The sequence below is a fragment of the Streptomyces ficellus genome (assembly GCF_009739905.1).
Classification (GTDB): Bacteria; Actinomycetota; Actinomycetes; order Streptomycetales; family Streptomycetaceae; genus Streptomyces; species Streptomyces ficellus_A.
On record NZ_CP034279.1, the window covers coordinates 3,044,212 to 3,061,031 of the forward strand.

13 protein-coding genes are annotated in these 16,820 nt (G+C 72.2%); 3 read left to right on the forward strand and 10 right to left on the reverse strand.

Translation table 11 applies throughout. The features are described 5' to 3' along the window. The first annotated feature begins 24 nt into the window (after positions 1-24). From EIZ62_RS13260 to EIZ62_RS13270, 3 genes are all read left to right on the forward strand, one after another. Positions 25-2,049 (forward strand): CocE/NonD family hydrolase, encoded by a 2,025-nt coding sequence (locus EIZ62_RS13260; protein WP_156692893.1) that lies wholly within the window; start codon positions 25-27, stop codon positions 2,047-2,049. Positions 2,050-2,092: 43 nt separating this feature from the next. After that, positions 2,093-3,322 (forward strand): fumarylacetoacetase, encoded by a 1,230-nt coding sequence (gene fahA, locus EIZ62_RS13265; RefSeq protein ID WP_156692894.1) that lies wholly within the window; start codon positions 2,093-2,095, stop codon positions 3,320-3,322. A gap of 141 nt (positions 3,323-3,463) precedes the next feature. Further along, positions 3,464-4,033, forward strand: a complete 570-nt coding sequence (locus tag EIZ62_RS13270; RefSeq protein WP_156692895.1) for a hypothetical protein — start codon at positions 3,464-3,466, stop codon at positions 4,031-4,033. Between the two features lie 4 nt (positions 4,034-4,037). Here the strand turns inward: EIZ62_RS13270 and EIZ62_RS13275 are convergent, their stop codons facing one another. From EIZ62_RS13275 to EIZ62_RS13320, 10 genes are all read right to left on the reverse strand, one after another. Next, positions 4,038-4,853 carry a dioxygenase family protein gene (locus EIZ62_RS13275; protein ID WP_156692896.1) on the reverse strand — a complete coding sequence of 272 codons (816 nt, stop codon included), beginning with the start codon at positions 4,851-4,853 and terminating at the stop codon, positions 4,038-4,040. A 50-nt stretch (positions 4,854-4,903) separates the two neighbouring features. Next, positions 4,904-5,899, reverse strand: coding sequence for a helix-turn-helix transcriptional regulator (locus tag EIZ62_RS13280; protein ID WP_156692897.1), 996 nt, complete (start codon positions 5,897-5,899; stop codon positions 4,904-4,906). Positions 5,900-6,017: 118 nt separating this feature from the next. Next, positions 6,018-7,682, reverse strand: coding sequence for an NADH-quinone oxidoreductase subunit NuoN (gene nuoN, locus EIZ62_RS13285; RefSeq protein ID WP_156692898.1), 1,665 nt, complete (start codon positions 7,680-7,682; stop codon positions 6,018-6,020). Further along, a complete protein-coding gene (locus tag EIZ62_RS13290) occupies positions 7,679-9,250 on the reverse strand; it encodes an NADH-quinone oxidoreductase subunit M (RefSeq protein ID WP_156692899.1) in 1,572 nt (523 codons plus the stop codon). Before EIZ62_RS13290 ends, nuoN begins: the two co-directional genes overlap by 4 nt. 5 nt (positions 9,251-9,255) lie before the next feature. Beyond that, the gene (gene nuoL, locus EIZ62_RS13295) at positions 9,256-11,196 is read right to left on the reverse strand and encodes an NADH-quinone oxidoreductase subunit L (protein WP_156692900.1); all 1,941 of its coding nucleotides are present in this window, start codon (positions 11,194-11,196) and stop codon (positions 9,256-9,258) included. A gap of 11 nt (positions 11,197-11,207) precedes the next feature. After that, positions 11,208-11,507 (reverse strand): NADH-quinone oxidoreductase subunit NuoK, encoded by a 300-nt coding sequence (gene nuoK, locus EIZ62_RS13300; protein ID WP_093661653.1) that lies wholly within the window; start codon positions 11,505-11,507, stop codon positions 11,208-11,210. After that, the gene (locus EIZ62_RS13305; RefSeq protein WP_156692901.1) at positions 11,504-12,355 is read right to left on the reverse strand and encodes an NADH-quinone oxidoreductase subunit J; all 852 of its coding nucleotides are present in this window, start codon (positions 12,353-12,355) and stop codon (positions 11,504-11,506) included. Before EIZ62_RS13305 ends, nuoK begins: the two co-directional genes overlap by 4 nt. Further along, a complete protein-coding gene (gene nuoI, locus EIZ62_RS13310) occupies positions 12,352-12,978 on the reverse strand; it encodes an NADH-quinone oxidoreductase subunit NuoI (protein WP_244375659.1) in 627 nt (208 codons plus the stop codon). Before nuoI ends, EIZ62_RS13305 begins: the two co-directional genes overlap by 4 nt. Next, positions 12,971-14,329, reverse strand: coding sequence for an NADH-quinone oxidoreductase subunit NuoH (gene nuoH / locus EIZ62_RS13315; RefSeq protein ID WP_156692902.1), 1,359 nt, complete (start codon positions 14,327-14,329; stop codon positions 12,971-12,973). Before nuoH ends, nuoI begins: the two co-directional genes overlap by 8 nt. Then, positions 14,326-16,815, reverse strand: coding sequence for an NADH-quinone oxidoreductase subunit G (locus tag EIZ62_RS13320; RefSeq protein WP_425281876.1), 2,490 nt, complete (start codon positions 16,813-16,815; stop codon positions 14,326-14,328). The genes nuoH and EIZ62_RS13320 overlap by 4 nt, the downstream gene beginning before the upstream one ends. Positions 16,816-16,820 lie beyond the last annotated feature (5 nt).

The following is a 16,820-nucleotide window of genomic DNA, read 5'->3' on the forward strand; positions in this document are numbered from 1 at the left end:
CCCGTACGTCCGCCGAGGTCCCCCATGAAGATCCGCACCTCCTTCCCGTACGAGACCACCCACGAGGACCTCCGCATCCCCCTGGCGGACGGGACGCGGCTCTACGCCCGCGTCTGGCGCCCGGTGACCGACGAGCCCGTCCCGGCGCTGCTCGAGTACCTGCCGCACCGGCTGACCGACGGGACCGCGCCCCGCGACCGGCAGCGCCACCCCTGGTACGCGGGCCACGGCTACGCCTCGGTCCGGGTGGACGTGCGCGGGCACGGCAACAGCGAGGGGCTGCCGGGCGACGAGTACTCCGCCACCGAGCTGGCCGACGGCGTCGAGGTGGTCCACTGGCTGGCCGCGCGGCCGTGGTGCGACGGGCGGGTGGGGATGTTCGGCATCGCGTGGGGCGGCTTCGACTCGCTCCAGATCGCCGCACTCGCCCCCGAGCCGCTCAAGGCCGTCGTCACCGTGTGCTCCAGCGACGACCGGTACGACAACGACGTCCACTCCATGGGCGGCTCCGTCCTCGCCGTGGACACGCACGCCTGGGCGGCCACCCTGCTCGCCTTCGCCTCCCGGCCGCCCGACCCGCTGTACGCCGGCGACGCCTGGCGCGAGATGTGGCTGACGCGACTGGAGGCGGTGGAGCCGCTCCTCCCCACCTGGCTCGGCCACCAGACCCGCGACGACTACTGGCGGCACGGCAGCGTCCGCGAGGACTACGGCGCGATCCGGGCGGCCGTCCTCGCGGTGGGCGGCTGGCACGACCCGTACCGCGACACCGTCCTGCGGCTCGTCGAGCACCTGCCGCCCGACCGGGTGCGGGGCATCATCGGGCCCTGGTCGCACCAGTACCCGGACCAGGGGCTGCCGCCCGGCCCGGCGATCGGGTTCCTCCAGGAGACGCTGCGCTGGTGGGACCAGCACCTCAAGGGCGAGGACACCGGCGTCATGGCCGAGCCGCTGCTGCGCTCCTGGATCAGCGGGTCGCACCCGCCCGCCACCGTGTACGCCGAGCTGCCCGGCCGCTGGACCGGCGACGTGACCTGGCCGTCGGCCAACGTCACCCCGGTCACCTACGCCCTCCAGGGCCCGCCCGTCCTCGTCCGCTCCCCGCAGCACACCGGACTGGACGCCGGGCGCTTCCTCCCCTCCGGCAACGACGCCGACCTGCCGCCCGACCAGCGCGCCGACGACGCCCACTCCGCCTGCTTCGACTTCCCCGTCCCGGCGGACGGCGGGCCCATCGAGATCCTCGGCCGCCCCCGCGTCGCCCTCACGCTGCGCCCCGGCGCGCCCACCGGGCAGGTGATCGCCCGCCTCTGCGACGTCGCGCCCGACGGCTCCTCCACCCTGGTCACGCGCGGGGCGCTCAACCTCTCCGCCCGCCACGGCCGCGACAGGGCCGTCGACGCGGAACCCGGTGAGCCGGCCGAGTGCGTCTTCGAGCTGAACGGCATCGGCCACACCTTCCCGCCCGGGCACCGCGTCCGGCTCGCGGTCTCCTCCGCGTACTGGCCGTGGATCTGGCCCCGCCCCGACGCCGCCGGCTTCACCCTCGAACCGGACGCCAGCACCCTGCTGCTGCCGGTCCGCGCCGCCCGGGACGACGCCGCCCGCGCCACCGACGCCGCCGTCGCCTTCGAGGAGCCCGAGCAGGCCGAACCCCTCGGCGTGACCGTCCCGGCCACCCTCGGCGACGACGACCTCCGCCCCGAACGGCTGGTCGTCCGCGACGTGGCCACGGGCGAATGGCGCCTCGAGGTCGACCCCCGTCACGGCGGCACCCGGGTCCACCCGGACGGCCTGGAGTGCACCGAGGACGCCGTCGAGACGTACACGATCACCGAGGACGACCCGCTCTCCGCCCGCACCCGCTCCGACCGGACGATCCGCCTGCACCGTCCCGACCTGCCCTGGAACGTCACCGTCGACACCCGGTCCGAGATCGCCTGCGACGCCACGCACTTCGTCACCGCCGCCGAGGTGATCTGCAAGGAGGGCTCCGAGGTCCTCTTCCACCGCACGTGGGAGAAGCGCGTCGCCCGTACGGCGGGCTGATCTAACGTGTCCCCCACACACGTGGAAAGCGAGGCAAGCACCGATGCCCGAGCAGAGCCCGCTCGACCTGACCGAGGGCGACCCCTTCGGCCCGCACAACCTTCCGTACGGCGTCTTCACCACCGCCGACGAGCCCGGCCGCCGCCGGCTCGGCGTCCGGATCGGCGACCACGTCCTGGACGCGGGGGCGGCGGCGCACGCGCTGGGCTCGCCGTACGCCAGGCTGCTGGCGCAGCCGAGCCTGAACCCGCTGCTCGCGGCCGGCCGCACCGCCTGGCGCGACGTCCGCCGCGCGCTGACCGCCTGGGTGACCGTCCCGGCCCACCGCGCGGACATAGAGCCGCTGCTGCACCCCCTGTCCGCCGTGACCCTCCACCTGCCCTACGAGGTGGCGGACTACGTCGACTTCTACGCCTCCGAGCACCACGCCACCAACGTCGGCAAGATCTTCCGCCCGGACGGCGAGCCGCTCACCCCGAACTGGAAGCACCTGCCGATCGGCTACCACGGCCGCTCCGGCACGGTCGTCGTCTCCGGCACGGACATCGTCCGCCCCTCGGGCCAGCGCAAGGCGCCCACCGACGCGGCGCCGGTCTTCGGCCCGTCGGTGAAGCTGGACATCGAGGCGGAGGTCGGCTTCCTCGTCGGTGCGCCGTCCGAGCTCGGCCGGCCGGTCGGCCTGTCCTCCTTCCGGGACCACGTCTTCGGCCTCACCCTCCTCAACGACTGGTCGGCCCGGGACGTCCAGGCGTGGGAGTACGTCCCCCTCGGCCCGTTCCTCGGCAAGTCGTTCGCGACCTCGGTGTCCGCCTGGGTGACCCCGCTGGAGGCGCTGGACGCCGCCCGGGTCGCCCCGCCGGCCCGCGACCTGCCGCTCCTGCCCTACCTGGACGACGGCGCCGACGACGAGCCGGGCGGCTTCGACCTGCACATCACCGTGCGGATCAACGGCGAGACGGTCGCCGAGCCGCCCTTCGCGAGCATGTACTGGACGGCCGCCCAGCAACTCGCCCACATGACGGTCAACGGCGCCTCCCTGCGCACCGGCGACCTCTTCGGCTCCGGCACGGTCAGCGGCCCGGAGGTCCACCAGCGCGGCTCGCTGCTGGAGCTGACCTGGAACGGCCAGGAGCCGGTCGAACTGTCCACGGGCAAGCGGACGTTCCTGGAGGACGGCGACGAGGTCACGCTCACCGCCTGGGCGCCCGGCCCGGACGGGACGAAGGTCGGCCTCGGCGAGGTCACCGGCCGGATCGCCCCCGCCGCCGGCTGACACCGCGTCCGGGCGTCAGCCCGATGGACGGCCCGGGCGTGCGGCGGCGCCCGGGGCGTCACATGCTGCTGGTGGTGGCTGTGGGGGGAGCCCGCACGGACCCGGCGCGTCCACGCGCCTCCCCCCACCCCAGGAGCGACCATGCGCACCCGCCCGCTCATATCCGCCCTCGGCCTGACCGCCCTCGCCGCCCTGGCGCTGGGCACCGCCCCCGCCGCGCCCGACCCTTCGGGTGCTCCCCGGGACGACGACGCCACCGTCCGGGCCGACCTGGCCAGGGCGTACCGCGCGACCGCGAAGTACCACTCCGTCGAACGTGCGGTGGCCGACGGCTACAAGCCCATGCGCGGCTGCATCGACCGGCCCGAGGGCGGCATGGGCTACCACTACGTCAACACGGCCCGCAACAACTCCACCGACCCCGCGAAGCCCGCCGCCCTGATGTACGAGGACACCGGGAACGGCGGCAAGCGGCTGGTCGGGATCGAGTTCTTCGTCGAGGACCGGGACCAGAAGGTCGCGACGGACGACGACCGGCCGACGATGTTCGGGCAGCCGTTCCTCGGCCCGACGCCGGGCGTCGAGGCGGGTGTGAAGGTCCACTACGACCTGCACGTGTGGATCTACAAGCACAACCCGAAGGGCATGTTCACCGAGTGGAACCCGAACGTCCGCTGTCCCGCGGCCGCCGCCGGCTCCCACACGGGCTGACGTGTCAGCCGGCCCGCCACAGGGCGGGGGCCTTCGGCGGCTCCCAGCCGGGCTGGGCCGTGTGGCCCTGGAGGCAGGTGTAGGCGCCCGTCCCGTAGGTGACCCGGTCGCCCGGCCGGTACGCGGTGCCCACCGCCCAGCCCCCACCGCCGGGCGGCGGCGTCGGGCCGGGGCCCGGGCCCGGGGTCTGGGGGACGTTCAGGACGAAGTCGAACGCCGCCTGGCTGCCACCGCCCGCGTCCCGCACGGTCATCAGCAGCCGGGCGTCGAACAGCGGGTCGGTGTTGTTGCGCGGCTCGCCGGGGAAGTACAGCTGCGTCGTCAGCACCGGGCGCCCCGGCGCCTGCGCCTTGACGTGCAGGTGCCGGGTGCGGCCGGGGTACAGCCCCGGCACGATGGTCGTCAGGGTGAACGACCCGTCCGCGCCGGTGAACTGGTGCCCGCGGAAGCGGAACCCCGCGTTGTCGTACGCCCCGTTGACGTCCGCCTGCCAGAAGTCCAGCAGCACCCCGCTCAGCGGGCGGCACGCCAGGCCGAAGACGTAGCCGGTGACGGTGAGGCGGGTGCCCGGGGTGCCCGGCTCCAGCAGTGAGGTGCGCCGGGGCGAGTTCGGCTTGAAGTAGGGGCCCTCCATCTGCGGCGGGGTCGGGTCGTCGCCGTCGTCGCAGGCGGGCGTGGGCTCGGGCGCGGTGCCGGTGGGGGCGACCGTACGGGCCAGCGCCGGTACGCCCATCAGCACGGCGGGTGCGGTGACTCCGGCGGCGAGCGCGGCGCGTAACACGGCCTTGCGGCTGGGATGCCGGCTGGGGTGCCGTTCCATGGCTGTCCTCCGAGGGGGTGTCGGGATCGGCACCGAACCTACGCAGCCGGTCACCGGCGGGCGATGGACTCGATCCGGTGGTCGTGGTGCATATCCCCGCCCCGCGCGTCCCCGCCCCGCGTCTCCCCGCCCCGCATGTCCCCGCCGCGCCGGAACTCTCCCGGGCTGACCCCCGTCTCGCGCCGGAAGAAGCGGCAGAAGTACGCCGGGTCGGCGAACCCGACCCGGGCCGCGACCTGCCGCACGGTCAGCCCGGTGTGCACCAGCAGCCGTTTCGCCTCCTGGACGCGCGCCTCGCGGACGTGCTGGCCGGGCGTGCGCCCGGTGGCCGCCTTCACGGCCTCGGCGAGGTAGCCGGTGGTGACCCCGATCCGCTCGGCACAGGCGCCCACCGACCACAGGGCCGGGTCGGTACGGGCGAGGAGGCGGGCGAACGCGTCGGCGACCGCGCCGGGGCGGCTCGTCCCGGCGCGGTCGCCGACGGCCGCGGGGCGGGGCGCGGGGCCGGGGAGCCGGGAGGCGCGGACGACCAGGACGTGCAGCAGCGCCCGCAGGACGCTGTCGAAGCCGTCGTCCCCGCGCCCGTACTCCTCGTGGAGGTCGGCCACCAGGCGGCCGGTGCGGTCGTGGTCGCGGGCGTTCAGCGGGTGCCAGGGGCGGTGTTCGCCGAGGTGCCGGAGCAGCTCGCGGTCGCCGGGGTGGTCGAGCAGGAAGTCCTCGGTGAACAGCACCACGGACCCGTCGAGCCCCACCGCGTCCTCCCAGTGGTGGACCTGGCCGGGGGCGATGACGCACAGGTGCGGCGGGCTCAGCTCCCAGCGGGCCAGGTCCAGGACGTGGGTGCCGGTGCCGGCGGTGATGTGGAGGATCTCGTAGAAGGTGTGGCGGTGCGGGAAGTCGGCGCGGGACATCGGGCCGATGGTGTCGAAGGTGCCGATGGCGAACGGCAGGGCGTTGGGCATCGGTACTTCGAGCCGGTGCATGGGCAGGACGCCCTCTGCCGGGGCCACGCAGGGCGTGCCGGGTAAGACGGTGGTGCCGCGCATCGTCCGTTCCCCTTCCGTTCCCTTAAGGTCCAGACCAATCTGCCGGTGTCACGATGGCACGCACGCACGGGGCCCGGCACCCCCTCCTCGGGTACCGGGCCCTGCGACGTCCCGCGGGTCAGCGGACGAAGACCCCCGCCTGGCCGGCCAGGTCGAGGAAGGACTGCGGCGCCACACCCAGGACGAGGGTGACGGCGACGCCCACCGCGATGGTCGTCATCGTCAGCGGCGACGGCACGGCGACCGTCGGGCCCTCCGGCTTGGGCTCGCTGAAGAACATCAGCACGATGACGCGGATGTAGAAGAACGCGGCGATCGCCGAGGAGATCACACCGATGACCACCAGCGTCCCGGCGCCGCCCTCCGCCGCCGCCTTGAACACGGCGAACTTGCCCGAGAACCCGGAGGTCAGCGGGATCCCGGCGAAGGCCAGCAGGAAGACCGCGAAGACGGCGGCGACGAGCGGTGAACGCCGCCCGAGCCCCGCCCACTTGGACAGGTGCGTCGCCTCGCCGCCCGCGTCCCGCACCAGGGTCACGACCGCGAAGGCGCCGACCGTCACGAAGGAGTAGGCGCCCAGGTAGAACAGCACCGACGAGACGCCGTCGGGCGTGGCCGCGATGACACCGGCGAGGATGAACCCGGCGTGGGCGATCGACGAGTAGGCGAGGAGCCGCTTGATGTCGGTCTGGGTGATGGCGACGATCGCGCCGGCCAGCATGGTGACGATGGCGACGCCCCACATGACGGGCCGCCAGTCCCAGCGCAGCCCGGGCAGCACCACGTACAGCAGCCGCAGCAGCGCGCCGAACGCGGCGACCTTGGTGGCGGCGGCCATGAAGCCGGTGACCGGTGTGGGGGCGCCCTGGTAGACGTCCGGGGTCCACATGTGGAACGGCACCGCACCGACCTTGAACAACAGCCCCATCAGCACCATCGCGAAACCGATGAGCAGCAGCACGTCGTTGCCCATGGTCTGGGCGAGCGCCGGGGTGATCGCGCTGACCGAGCCGTCCACCACGTCGGCGATGCGGGCGTACGACACGGAGCCCGCGTACCCGTACATCAGGGCGATGCCGAACAGCAGGAACGCCGAGGAGAAGGCGCCCAGCAGGAAGTACTTCACGGCGGCTTCCTGCGACATCAGCCGCTTGCGGCGGGCGACCGCGCACAGCAGGTACAGCGGGAGGGAGAAGACCTCCAGGGCGATGAACAGCGTCAGCAGGTCGTTGGCCGCCGGGAAGACGAGCATCCCGGCCACCGCGAACAGCATCAGCGGGAAGACCTCGGTGGTGGTGAACCCGGCCTTGACGGCGGCCTTCTCGTGGTCGCTGCCGGGCACGGAGGCGGCCTCGGCGGCGAACGAGTCGACGCGGTGGCCGTGGTGGGCGGGATCGAGCCGCCGTTCCGCGAAGGTGAACACGGCGACCATCGAGGTGAGCAGGATGGTGCCCTGGAGGAACAGCGCCGGTCCGTCGACCGCGATGGCACCCATCGCGACGATGCCGGCCCTGGTGGTGGCGTGGCCGCCGGCCGCCAGGGCCACGACCGCCGCGAAGGCGGCGGCCAGCGCCACGACGGTCAGGAACACCTGCGCGTAGTAGCGGGACCTGCGCGGTACGAAGGCCTCCAGCATGATGCCCACCACGGCGGCTCCCACCACGATCAGGGTGGGTGCCAGCTGGGCGTACTCGATGGCCGGAGCCCCGATCTTGTCGACCGCGCCCGGTTCGGCGGCCGTCGTCCACAGGCTGTGGACGGCTTCTGCGGCTGTAGCGCTCACTTGGCCGCCTCCACTTCAGGTGCCGGGTCCTTCTGCTGTACGTCGGACATGGTGTGCCGCACGGCCGGGTCGACGATCTCGGTCAGCGGCTTGGGGTAGACGCCCAGGAGGATCAGCAGGGCGATCAGCGGGGCGACCACCACCAGCTCCCGCGCCTTGAGGTCGGGCATCGCCCGCACCTCCTCCTTCACCGGGCCCGTCATCGTCCGCTGGTAGAGCACCAGCGTGTAGAGCGCGGCGAGCACGATGCCGGTGGTGGCGACGATCCCCGCCACCGGGTACCGGGCGAACGTGCCGACCAGGACCAGGAATTCGGAGACGAACGGCGCGAGTCCCGGCAGCGACAGGGTGGCCAGACCGCCGATGAGGAACGTCCCGGCGAGCACCGGCGCCACCTTCTGCACCCCGCCGTAGTCGGCGATGAGCCGCGAGCCGCGCCGCGAGATCAGGAACCCGGCCACCAGCATCAGCGCGGCGGTCGAGATCCCGTGGTTGACCATGTAGAGCGTCGCCCCGGACTGGCCCTGGCTGGTCATCGCGAAGATGCCCATGATGATGAAGCCGAAGTGGGAGATCGACGCGTAGGCGACCAGCCGCTTGATGTCCCGCTGGCCGACCGCGAGCAGCGCCCCGTACACGATGCTGATCAGCGCCAGCACGATGATGGCGGGCGTGGCCCACTTCGACGCCTCCGGGAAGAGCTGGAGGCAGAAGCGGAGCATCGCGAAGGTGCCGACCTTGTCGACGACGGCGGTGATGAGCACGGCGACCGGCGCGGTCGCCTCGCCCATCGCGTTGGGCAGCCACGTGTGCAGCGGCCACAGCGGGGCCTTGACCGCGAAGGCGAAGAAGAAGCCGAGGAACAGCAGCCGCTCGGTGTTGGTGGCCATCTCCAGCTCGCCGCTCGCCCGCGCGGCGGCGATCTCCGTGAGGGAGAAGTTCCCCGCGACCACGTACAGCCCGATGACGGCGGCCAGCATGATGAGCCCGCCGACCAGGTTGTAGAGGAGGAACTTGACGGCGGCGTACGACCGCTGGGCCGCCGCGTTGTCGTCGGTGCCGGTGTGGGCCCGGTCCCCGAAGCCGCCGATGAGGAAGTACATCGGGATGAGCATGGCTTCGAAGAGGATGTAGAAGAGGAAGACGTCGGTGGCCTCGAAGGAGAGGATCACCATCGCCTCGACCATCAGGATCAGGGCGAAGAAGCCCTGCGTCGGCCGCCACCGCTTCGTCTGGGTCCCATGGGGATCGGCGTCGTGCCAGCCGGCCACGATGATGAAGGGGATCAGCAGGGCGGTGAGCGCGACGAGCGCCACCCCGATGCCGTCGACGCCCAGTTCGTACCGGACGCCGAAGTCGGCGATCCAGGCGTGGGACTCGGTGAGCTGGTAGCGGGCGCCGCCCGGTTCGAACCGGACGGCCACCACCGCGGCCAGGCCCAGGGTGGCCAGGGAGAACAGCAGCGCCAGCCACTTGGCGGCGGTGCGGCGGGCGGCCGGGACGGCGGCGGTGAGGATCGCGCCGGCGGCCGGGACCGCCGCCGTCAGGGTCAGGAGGGGGAACGACATGGCCGTCACACCCCCCTCATCAGCAGGGTCGCGGCGATCAGCACCGCCGTACCTCCGAACATCGAGACCGCGTAGGAGCGGGCGAAGCCGTTCTGCGTCCTGCGCAGCCGGCCGGACAGACCGCCGACCGAGGCGGCGGTGCCGTTGACGACCCCGTCGACCACGGTGTGGTCCATGTACACCAGCGAGCGGGTGAGGTGCTCGCCGCCGCGGACCAGCACGACGTGGTTGAAGTCGTCCTGGAGCAGGTCGCGCCGGGCGGCGCGGGTGAGCAGCGAGCCGCGCGGTGCGACGACCGGGACGGGCTTGCGGCCGTACTGCGCGTACGCGATGCCGACGCCGATCAGCAGGACGACGACCGTGGAGGCGGTCACCGCGCCGGCGCTGATGGGCGGGTGCCCGTGCTCGTACTCCGTGACCGGCTTCAGCCAGTTGACGAACGCGCTGTTGAGCGAGAACAGCCCGCCCGCGAAGACCGACCCGAAGGCCAGCACGATCATGGGGATGGTCATGGACTTGGGCGACTCGTGCGGGTGCGGCATCCGGCCGGCGTGGTCCTCGGCGGCCGGTTCGGCGCTGGGCGCCGCGTCCGCGTCGGGCGCGGGCTGCCAGCGCTTCTCACCGAAGAACGTCATGATCATCACGCGGGTCATGTAGTACGCGGTGATGCCCGCTCCCAGCAGGGTGACCGCGCCGAGGATCCAGCCCTCCGTGCCGCCCTTGGCGAAGGCGGCCTCGATGATCTTGTCCTTGGACCAGAAGCCGGACAGTCCCGGGAAGCCGATGATCGCCAGGTATCCCAGCCCGAAGGTCACGAAGGTGACCGGCATGTACTCCCGCAGGCCGCCGTACTTCCTCATGTCGACCTCGTCGTTCATGCCGTGCATGACCGACCCGGCGCCGAGGAACAGCCCGGCCTTGAAGAAGCCGTGCGTCACCAGGTGCATGATCGCGAAGACGTAGCCGATCGGGCCGAGCCCGGCCGCCAGGACCATGTAGCCGATCTGCGACATCGTCGAACCGGCCAGCGCCTTCTTGATGTCGTCCTTGGCGCAACCGACGATCGCACCGAACAGGAGCGTCACCGCGCCGACCACCACGACCGCCAGCTGCGCGTCCGGCGCCGCGTTGAAGATCGCGCCCGACCTGGTGATCAGGTAGACGCCGGCGGTGACCATCGTGGCCGCGTGGATCAGGGCCGAGACCGGGGTCGGGCCCTCCATCGCGTCACCGAGCCAGGACTGGAGCGGCACCTGCGCGGACTTGCCGCACGCGGCGAGCAGCAGCATCAGGCCGATGGCCGTCAGCATCCCCTCGGACGTCTCGCCCGTCGCCCCGAGCACCGGGCCGAAGGTGAACGTCCCGAAAGTGGTGAACATCAGCATGATGGCGATGGACAGGCCCATGTCGCCGACCCGGTTGACCAGGAAGGCCTTCTTGGCCGCGGTCGCCGCGCTGGGCTTGTGCTGCCAGAAGCCGATCAGCAGGTAGGAGGCGAGACCGACGCCCTCCCAGCCGAAGTACAGCAGCAAATAGTTGTCGGCGAGGACCAGCAGCAGCATCGCCGCGAGGAACAGGTTCAGATAGCCGAAGAAGCGGCGCCTGCGCTCGTCGTGCTCCATGTACCCGATCGAGTACAGGTGGATGAGCGTGCCGACACCGGTGATGAGCAGGACGAAGGTCATCGACAGCTGGTCGAGCTGGAAGGCGATGTCCGCCTGGAAGCCCTCCACCGGCACCCAGCTGAACAGGTGCTGGTGCAGCGCCCGTTCCTCCGTGCCCCTGCCCAGCATGTCGAAGAAGAGCACCGCCCCGATGACGAAGGAGGCGGCGGCGAGCAGGGTGCCGAGCCAGTGCCCGGCCCGGTCCAGCCGCCGCCCTCCGCACAGCAGGACGGCAGCTCCCAGCAGAGGCGCCGCGACCAGCAGCGCGATCAGGTTTTCCACGATTCAGCCCCTCACAGCTTCATCAGGCTGGCGTCGTCGACCGAGGCCGAGTGGCGGGAACGGAACAGCGACACGATGATCGCGAGCCCGACCACGACCTCCGCGGCGGCGACGACCATCGTGAAGAAGGCGATGATCTGGCCGTCGAGATTGCCGTGCATCCGGGAGAAGGCGACGAGCGCGAGGTTGCAGGCGTTGAGCATCAGCTCGATGCACATGAAGACGACGATCGCGTTCCGCCGGATCAGCACCCCGGCCGCGCCGATGGTGAACAACAGGGCGGCCAGGTACAGGTAGTTGACCGGATTCACTGCGCGTTCTCCTCCTTGCGGTCCTGGGGCCGGGACGCCTGCGGCTCCGAGGGGCCGCGCCCCAGGCGCTCCTCCGCGCGCTGCTCCAGCGCCTTGAGGTCCTCCAGCGCCTCACGGGACACGTCACGGATCTGGCCGCGTGCCCGCAGCGTCTTGCTGACGGTCAGCTCCGACGGGGTGCCGTCGGGCAGCAGACCGGCGATGTCCACCGCGTTGTGCCGGGCGTAGACACCGGGGGCCGGCAGCGGAGGCAGGTGCTTGCCCTCCCGTACGCGCTGCTCGGCGAGCTCGCGCTGGGTGCGGGCCCGCTCGGTGCGCTCCCGGTGGGTCAGCAGCATCGCGCCGACGGTCGCGGTGATCAGCAGTGCGCCGGTGATCTCGAAGGCGAAGACGTACGTCGTGAAGATCAGCGCCGCGAGGCCCTCCACGTTGCCGCCGGCGTTGGCGGTGCCGAGGCCCTCGAAGGTGTCGAGCGACGCCCGGCCGAGTCCGGCGGCGAGGAGGATGCCGAAGCCCAGCCCGCAGGCGGCGGCCAGCCAGCGCTGGCCCTTGATGGTCTCCTTCAGGGAGTCGGCGGCGGTGACACCGACGAGCATCACGACGAAGAGGAAGAGCATCATGATCGCGCCGGTGTAGACGATGATCTGCACGACGCCCAGGAAGTACGCCCCGTTGGCGAGGTAGAACACCGCGAGGACGATCATCGTGGCGGCCAGGCTCAGCGCGCTGTGCACGGCCTTCTTCATCAGGACGGTGGCCAGGGCGCCGACGACGGCGACGGTGCCCAGCACCCAGAACTGCACGGCCTCGCCGGTGGAGGCCGCGCCGGCGGCGGCGAGTGTGCTCATGCGCCGATCACCTTCTTCGAGGCGGGCTCGTCGGGGCCGGAGTCCGAGGCGGCCTCCTGGGGCTTCTCGTCGCCCTTGCCGGCGGCCGGCTGCGGGACCGTGCCGGGCGCGGCCTCGGTGACCAGGCCCCGGTAGTAGTCCTGCTCGGACATGCCGGGGTGGATGGCGTGCGGCGAGTCGACCATGCCCTCCTCCAGACCGGCGAGGAGCTGCTCCTTGGTGTAGATCAGGTTCTCGCGGGAGCTGTCGGCCAGTTCGAACTCGTTCGTCATCGTCAGCGCCCGGGTCGGGCAGGCCTCGATGCACAGTCCGCACAGGATGCAGCGGGCGTAGTTGATCTGGTAGACGCGGCCGTACCGCTCGCCCGGCGAGTACCGCTCCTCGTCGGTGTTGTCCGCGCCCTCCACGTAGATGGCGTCGGCCGGGCAGGCCCAGGCGCACAACTCGCAGCCGACGCACTTCTCCAGGCCGTCCGGATGGCGGTTGAGCTGGTGGCGGCCGTGGAAGCGCGGCGCCGTCGTCTTCGGCTGCTCCGGGTACTGCTCGGTCAGCCGCTTCTTGAACATGGCCTTGAAGGTCACGCCGAAGCCGGCGACCGGATTCTGGAAGTTGCCCTCAGACACCGTCAGCCTCCTTTCCGTCACGCTCAGTATCGGCGCCACCACTGACAATCAACTCGCGCTCCGAGCGCGGCCGTCGGCGGGGCACCGGCGGCAGGGTCTGTCCGGGGAGCGGCGGTACGGGGAATCCGCCGGCCATCGGGTCGAACTCGGCGGGCGGCCCGCCGGCCTCGGCCTCCTTGCCGGTCCTCCGGTCGCGGAACATGTCGACGAGGAAGGACAGGAGGAGGACGGTGATCACCGCGCCGGCGACGTACAGCACGATCTGCTGGAAGTCGTAGTTCTCGTTGCGCAGCGCCCGCACGGTCGCGACCAGCATCAGCCAGACGACCGACACCGGGATCAGGACCTTCCAGCCGAGCTTCATCAGCTGGTCGTAGCGGACGCGGGGCAGCGTGCCGCGCAGCCAGATGAAGAAGAACAGCAGCAGCTGGACCTTGACGACGAACCAGAGCATCGGCCACCAGCCGTGGTTCGCGCCCTCCCAGAAGGTGGAGATCGGGTACGGGGCGCGCCAGCCGCCCAGGAACAGCGTCACCGACACCGCCGAGACGGTCACCATGTTCACGTACTCGGCGAGCATGAACATCGCGAACTTGATGGAGCTGTACTCGGTGTTGAAGCCGCCGACCAGGTCGCCCTCGGACTCGGGCATGTCGAACGGGGCGCGGTTGGTCTCACCGACCATGGTGACGATGTAGATGATGAACGACACCGGCAGCAGGATGATGTACCAGCGGTCCGCCTGCGCCTCGACGATCGCCGAGGTCGACATCGACCCGGAGTAGAGGAAGACGGACGCGAAGGCGGCGCCCATGGCGATCTCGTAGGAGATCATCTGCGCGCAGGAGCGCAGACCGCCGAGGAGCGGATAGGTGGAGCCGGACGACCAGCCGGCCAGCACGATGCCGTAGATGCCGACGGAGGCGACCGCGAGGACGTAGAGCATCGCGATCGGCAGGTCGGTCAGCTGCATCGTGGTGCGCTGCCCGAAGATCGACACCTCGTTCCCGGCGGGCCCGAACGGGATCACCGCGATCGCCATGAACGCCGGGATGGCGGCGATGATCGGCGCGAGGATGTAGACGACCTTGTCGGCCCGCTTGACGACCACGTCCTCCTTCAGCATCAGTTTGATGCCGTCCGCGAGGGACTGGAGCAGGCCCCACGGGCCGTGCCGGTTGGGGCCGATGCGCAGCTGCATCCAGGCGACCACCTTGCGCTCCCACACGATGGAGAAGAGCACGGTGACCATGAGGAAGGCGAAGCAGAAGACCGCCTTGACCGCCACGAGCCACCAGGGGTCGCGGCCGAACATGGAGAGGTCCTCCGCCGCCAGGGTGTACAGGCTCATGCCTCCACCTCCGTGGGGGCCGCGGCGTTCGGGGTCGTCGGGGCGAGGCGGACCAGCTGCCCGGGCGCGGCGCCCACGGCGGACGGCACGCCGCCGGGCGTGGAGTTCAGCGGCAGCCACACCACCCGGTCGGGCATGTCGGTGACCAGCAGCGGCAGTTCGGCCGAACCGGCCGGTCCGGTCACCTTCAGGACGTCACCGTCCTTGACGCCCGTCTCCGCGGCTGTGGCCGCCGAGAGGCGGGCCACCGCGGCGTGCCGGGTGCCCGCCAGGGCCTCGTCGCCCTCCTGGAGGACGCCCAGGTCCAGCAGCATCCGGTGGCCGGCCAGCACCGCCTCGCCCTCCCCCGCGCGGGGCAGCGGTGCGGCGGCCTCCACCGGGTCGCCGGCCCGGGCGCCGTCCCAGGCGCCGAGCCGGTCCATCTCGCGGCGCACGGCCTTCACGTCCGGCAGCGCGAAGTGCACGTCCATCGTGTCGGCCAGCATGTGCAGCACCCGGGCGTCGGCCGGGGCGAGCGTGCGGGTCATGTGCTCCGGCTTCAGCGCGGCCTCGAACATCCGCACCCTGCCCTCCCAGTTGAGGAAGGTGCCCGGCTTCTCCGCGACGGCGGCCACCGGGAGGACCACGTCCGCCCGCTCGGTGACCTCGCCGGGCCGCAGCTCCAGCGACACCACGAACGCCGCGTCCAGCGCCTCACGCGCGCGCTGCGGGTCCGGCAGGTCGGCCACCTCCACGCCGCCGACGAGCAGCGCGCCCAGCTCGCCGGTGGCCGCGGCCTCCACGATCTGGCCCGTGTCCCGCCCGTAGCGGTGCGGCAGTTCCCGTACGCCCCAGGCGGCGGAGACCTCCTCACGCGCGCGTGGATCGGTGGCGGGCCGCCCGCCAGGCAGCAGGGACGGGATGGCGCCCGCCCACAGCGCGCCGCGCTCACCGGCCCGGCGCGGGATCCACACCAGCTCCGCGCCCGTCGCCGCCGCGGCGCGCACCGCGGCGGTCAGCGCGCCCGGCACTCCCGCCAGCCGCTCGCCGACCGCCAGGACCGCGCCGGGCTCCCGCAGGGCCCGGGAGGCGGCGGTGCCGTCCGCGTCCAGCCCCGTCCCGGCGGCGAGCGCGTCCAGCCACTCGGGTTCCGTCCCGGGCGCGGCCGGCAGCAGCGTGCCGCCCGCCTTCGTCAGGCCCCTGGTGGCGTGCGAGGCGAGCGCGTAGGTCCGCTGGCCCGCTTTTCGCCACGCCTTGCGCAGCCGCAGGAAGACGCCCGGGGCCTCCTCCTCCGCCTCCAGTCCGGCGAGCAGCACCGCCGGGGCGGCCTCCAGGGAGGTGTACGTGACGCCGGCTCCGTCCAGGTCCCGGCCGCGTCCCGCGACCCGGGCGGCCAGGAAGTCGGCCTCCTCGCTGCTGTGGACGCGGGCGCGGAAGTCGACGTCGTTGGTGTCGAGGGCCACCCGGGCGAACTTGGCGTACGCGTAGGCGTCCTCGACGGTCAGCCGCCCGCCGGCCAGGACGCCGGTGCGGCCGCGGACCAGTCCCCGGGCCGCCGCCTCCAGCGCCTCGGGCCAGGACGCGGGCTCCAGCTCACCGGTCTCGGGCCGGCGCACCAGCGGCGTGGTGAGCCGGTCGCGCGCCTGCGCGTACCGGAACGCGAAGCGCCCCTTGTCGCACATCCACTCCTCGTTGACCTCCGGGTCGTTGGCGGCGAGCCGCCGCATGACCTTGCCGCGCCGGTGGTCGGTGCGGGTGGCGCAGCCGCCCGCGCAGTGCTCGCACACCGACGGGCTGGAGACCAGGTCGAAGGGGCGGGAGCGGAACCGGTACGCCGCCGAGGTCAGCGCGCCGACCGGGCAGATCTGGATGGTGTTGCCGGAGAAGTAGGACTGGAACGGGTCGCCCTCGCCGGTGCCGACCTGCTGGAGCGCGCCGCGCTCGATCAGTTCGATCATCGGGTCGCCGGCGACCTGGTTGGAGAACCGGGTGCAGCGGGCGCACAGGACGCACCGCTCGCGGTCGAGCAGCACCTGGGTGGAGATCGGCACGGGTTTCTCGTAGGTGCGCTTGCGGCCCTCGAACCGGGAGTCGGCCTGCCCGTGCGACATGGCCTGGTTCTGCAGCGGGCACTCGCCGCCCTTGTCGCAGACCGGGCAGTCCAGCGGGTGGTTGATGAGCAGCAGCTCCATCACCCCGACCTGGGCCTTCTCGGCGACGGGCGAGGTGAGCTGCGACTTGACGACCATGCCGTCGGTGCAGGTGATGGTGCAGGACGCCATCGGCTTGCGCTGGCCCTCGACCTCGACGATGCACTGGCGGCAGGCGCCTGCCGGGTCGAGGAGGGGGTGGTCGCAGAACCGGGGGATCTCGATGCCGAGCTGTTCGGCGGCGCGGATGACCAGCGTCCCCTTGGGGACGGAGATCTCGATCCCGTCGATGGTCAGGGTGACCAGGTCTTCGGGCGGGACGGCCGCGCCGCCGCCCTGGGCGGGGCCGGATGCCATGACGG

Excerpts from the sequence above, each read along its gene's own strand:
- EIZ62_RS13260 (WP_156692893.1), top strand. The coding sequence starts at position 25 with ATGAAGATCCGCACCTCCTTCCCGTACGAGACCACCCACGAGGACCTC.
- fahA (WP_156692894.1), top strand. The coding sequence starts at position 2,093 with ATGCCCGAGCAGAGCCCGCTCGACCTGACCGAGGGCGACCCCTTCGGC.
- EIZ62_RS13270 (WP_156692895.1), top strand. The coding sequence starts at position 3,464 with ATGCGCACCCGCCCGCTCATATCCGCCCTCGGCCTGACCGCCCTCGCC.
- EIZ62_RS13275 (WP_156692896.1), bottom strand. The coding sequence starts at position 4,853 with ATGGAACGGCACCCCAGCCGGCATCCCAGCCGCAAGGCCGTGTTACGC.
- EIZ62_RS13280 (WP_156692897.1), bottom strand. The coding sequence starts at position 5,899 with ATGCGCGGCACCACCGTCTTACCCGGCACGCCCTGCGTGGCCCCGGCA.
- EIZ62_RS13290 (WP_156692899.1), bottom strand. The coding sequence starts at position 9,250 with ATGTCGTTCCCCCTCCTGACCCTGACGGCGGCGGTCCCGGCCGCCGGC.
- EIZ62_RS13305 (WP_156692901.1), bottom strand. The coding sequence starts at position 12,355 with ATGAGCACACTCGCCGCCGCCGGCGCGGCCTCCACCGGCGAGGCCGTG.
- nuoH (WP_156692902.1), bottom strand. The coding sequence starts at position 14,329 with ATGAGCCTGTACACCCTGGCGGCGGAGGACCTCTCCATGTTCGGCCGC.
- EIZ62_RS13320 (WP_425281876.1), bottom strand. The coding sequence starts at position 16,815 with ATGGCATCCGGCCCCGCCCAGGGCGGCGGCGCGGCCGTCCCGCCCGAA.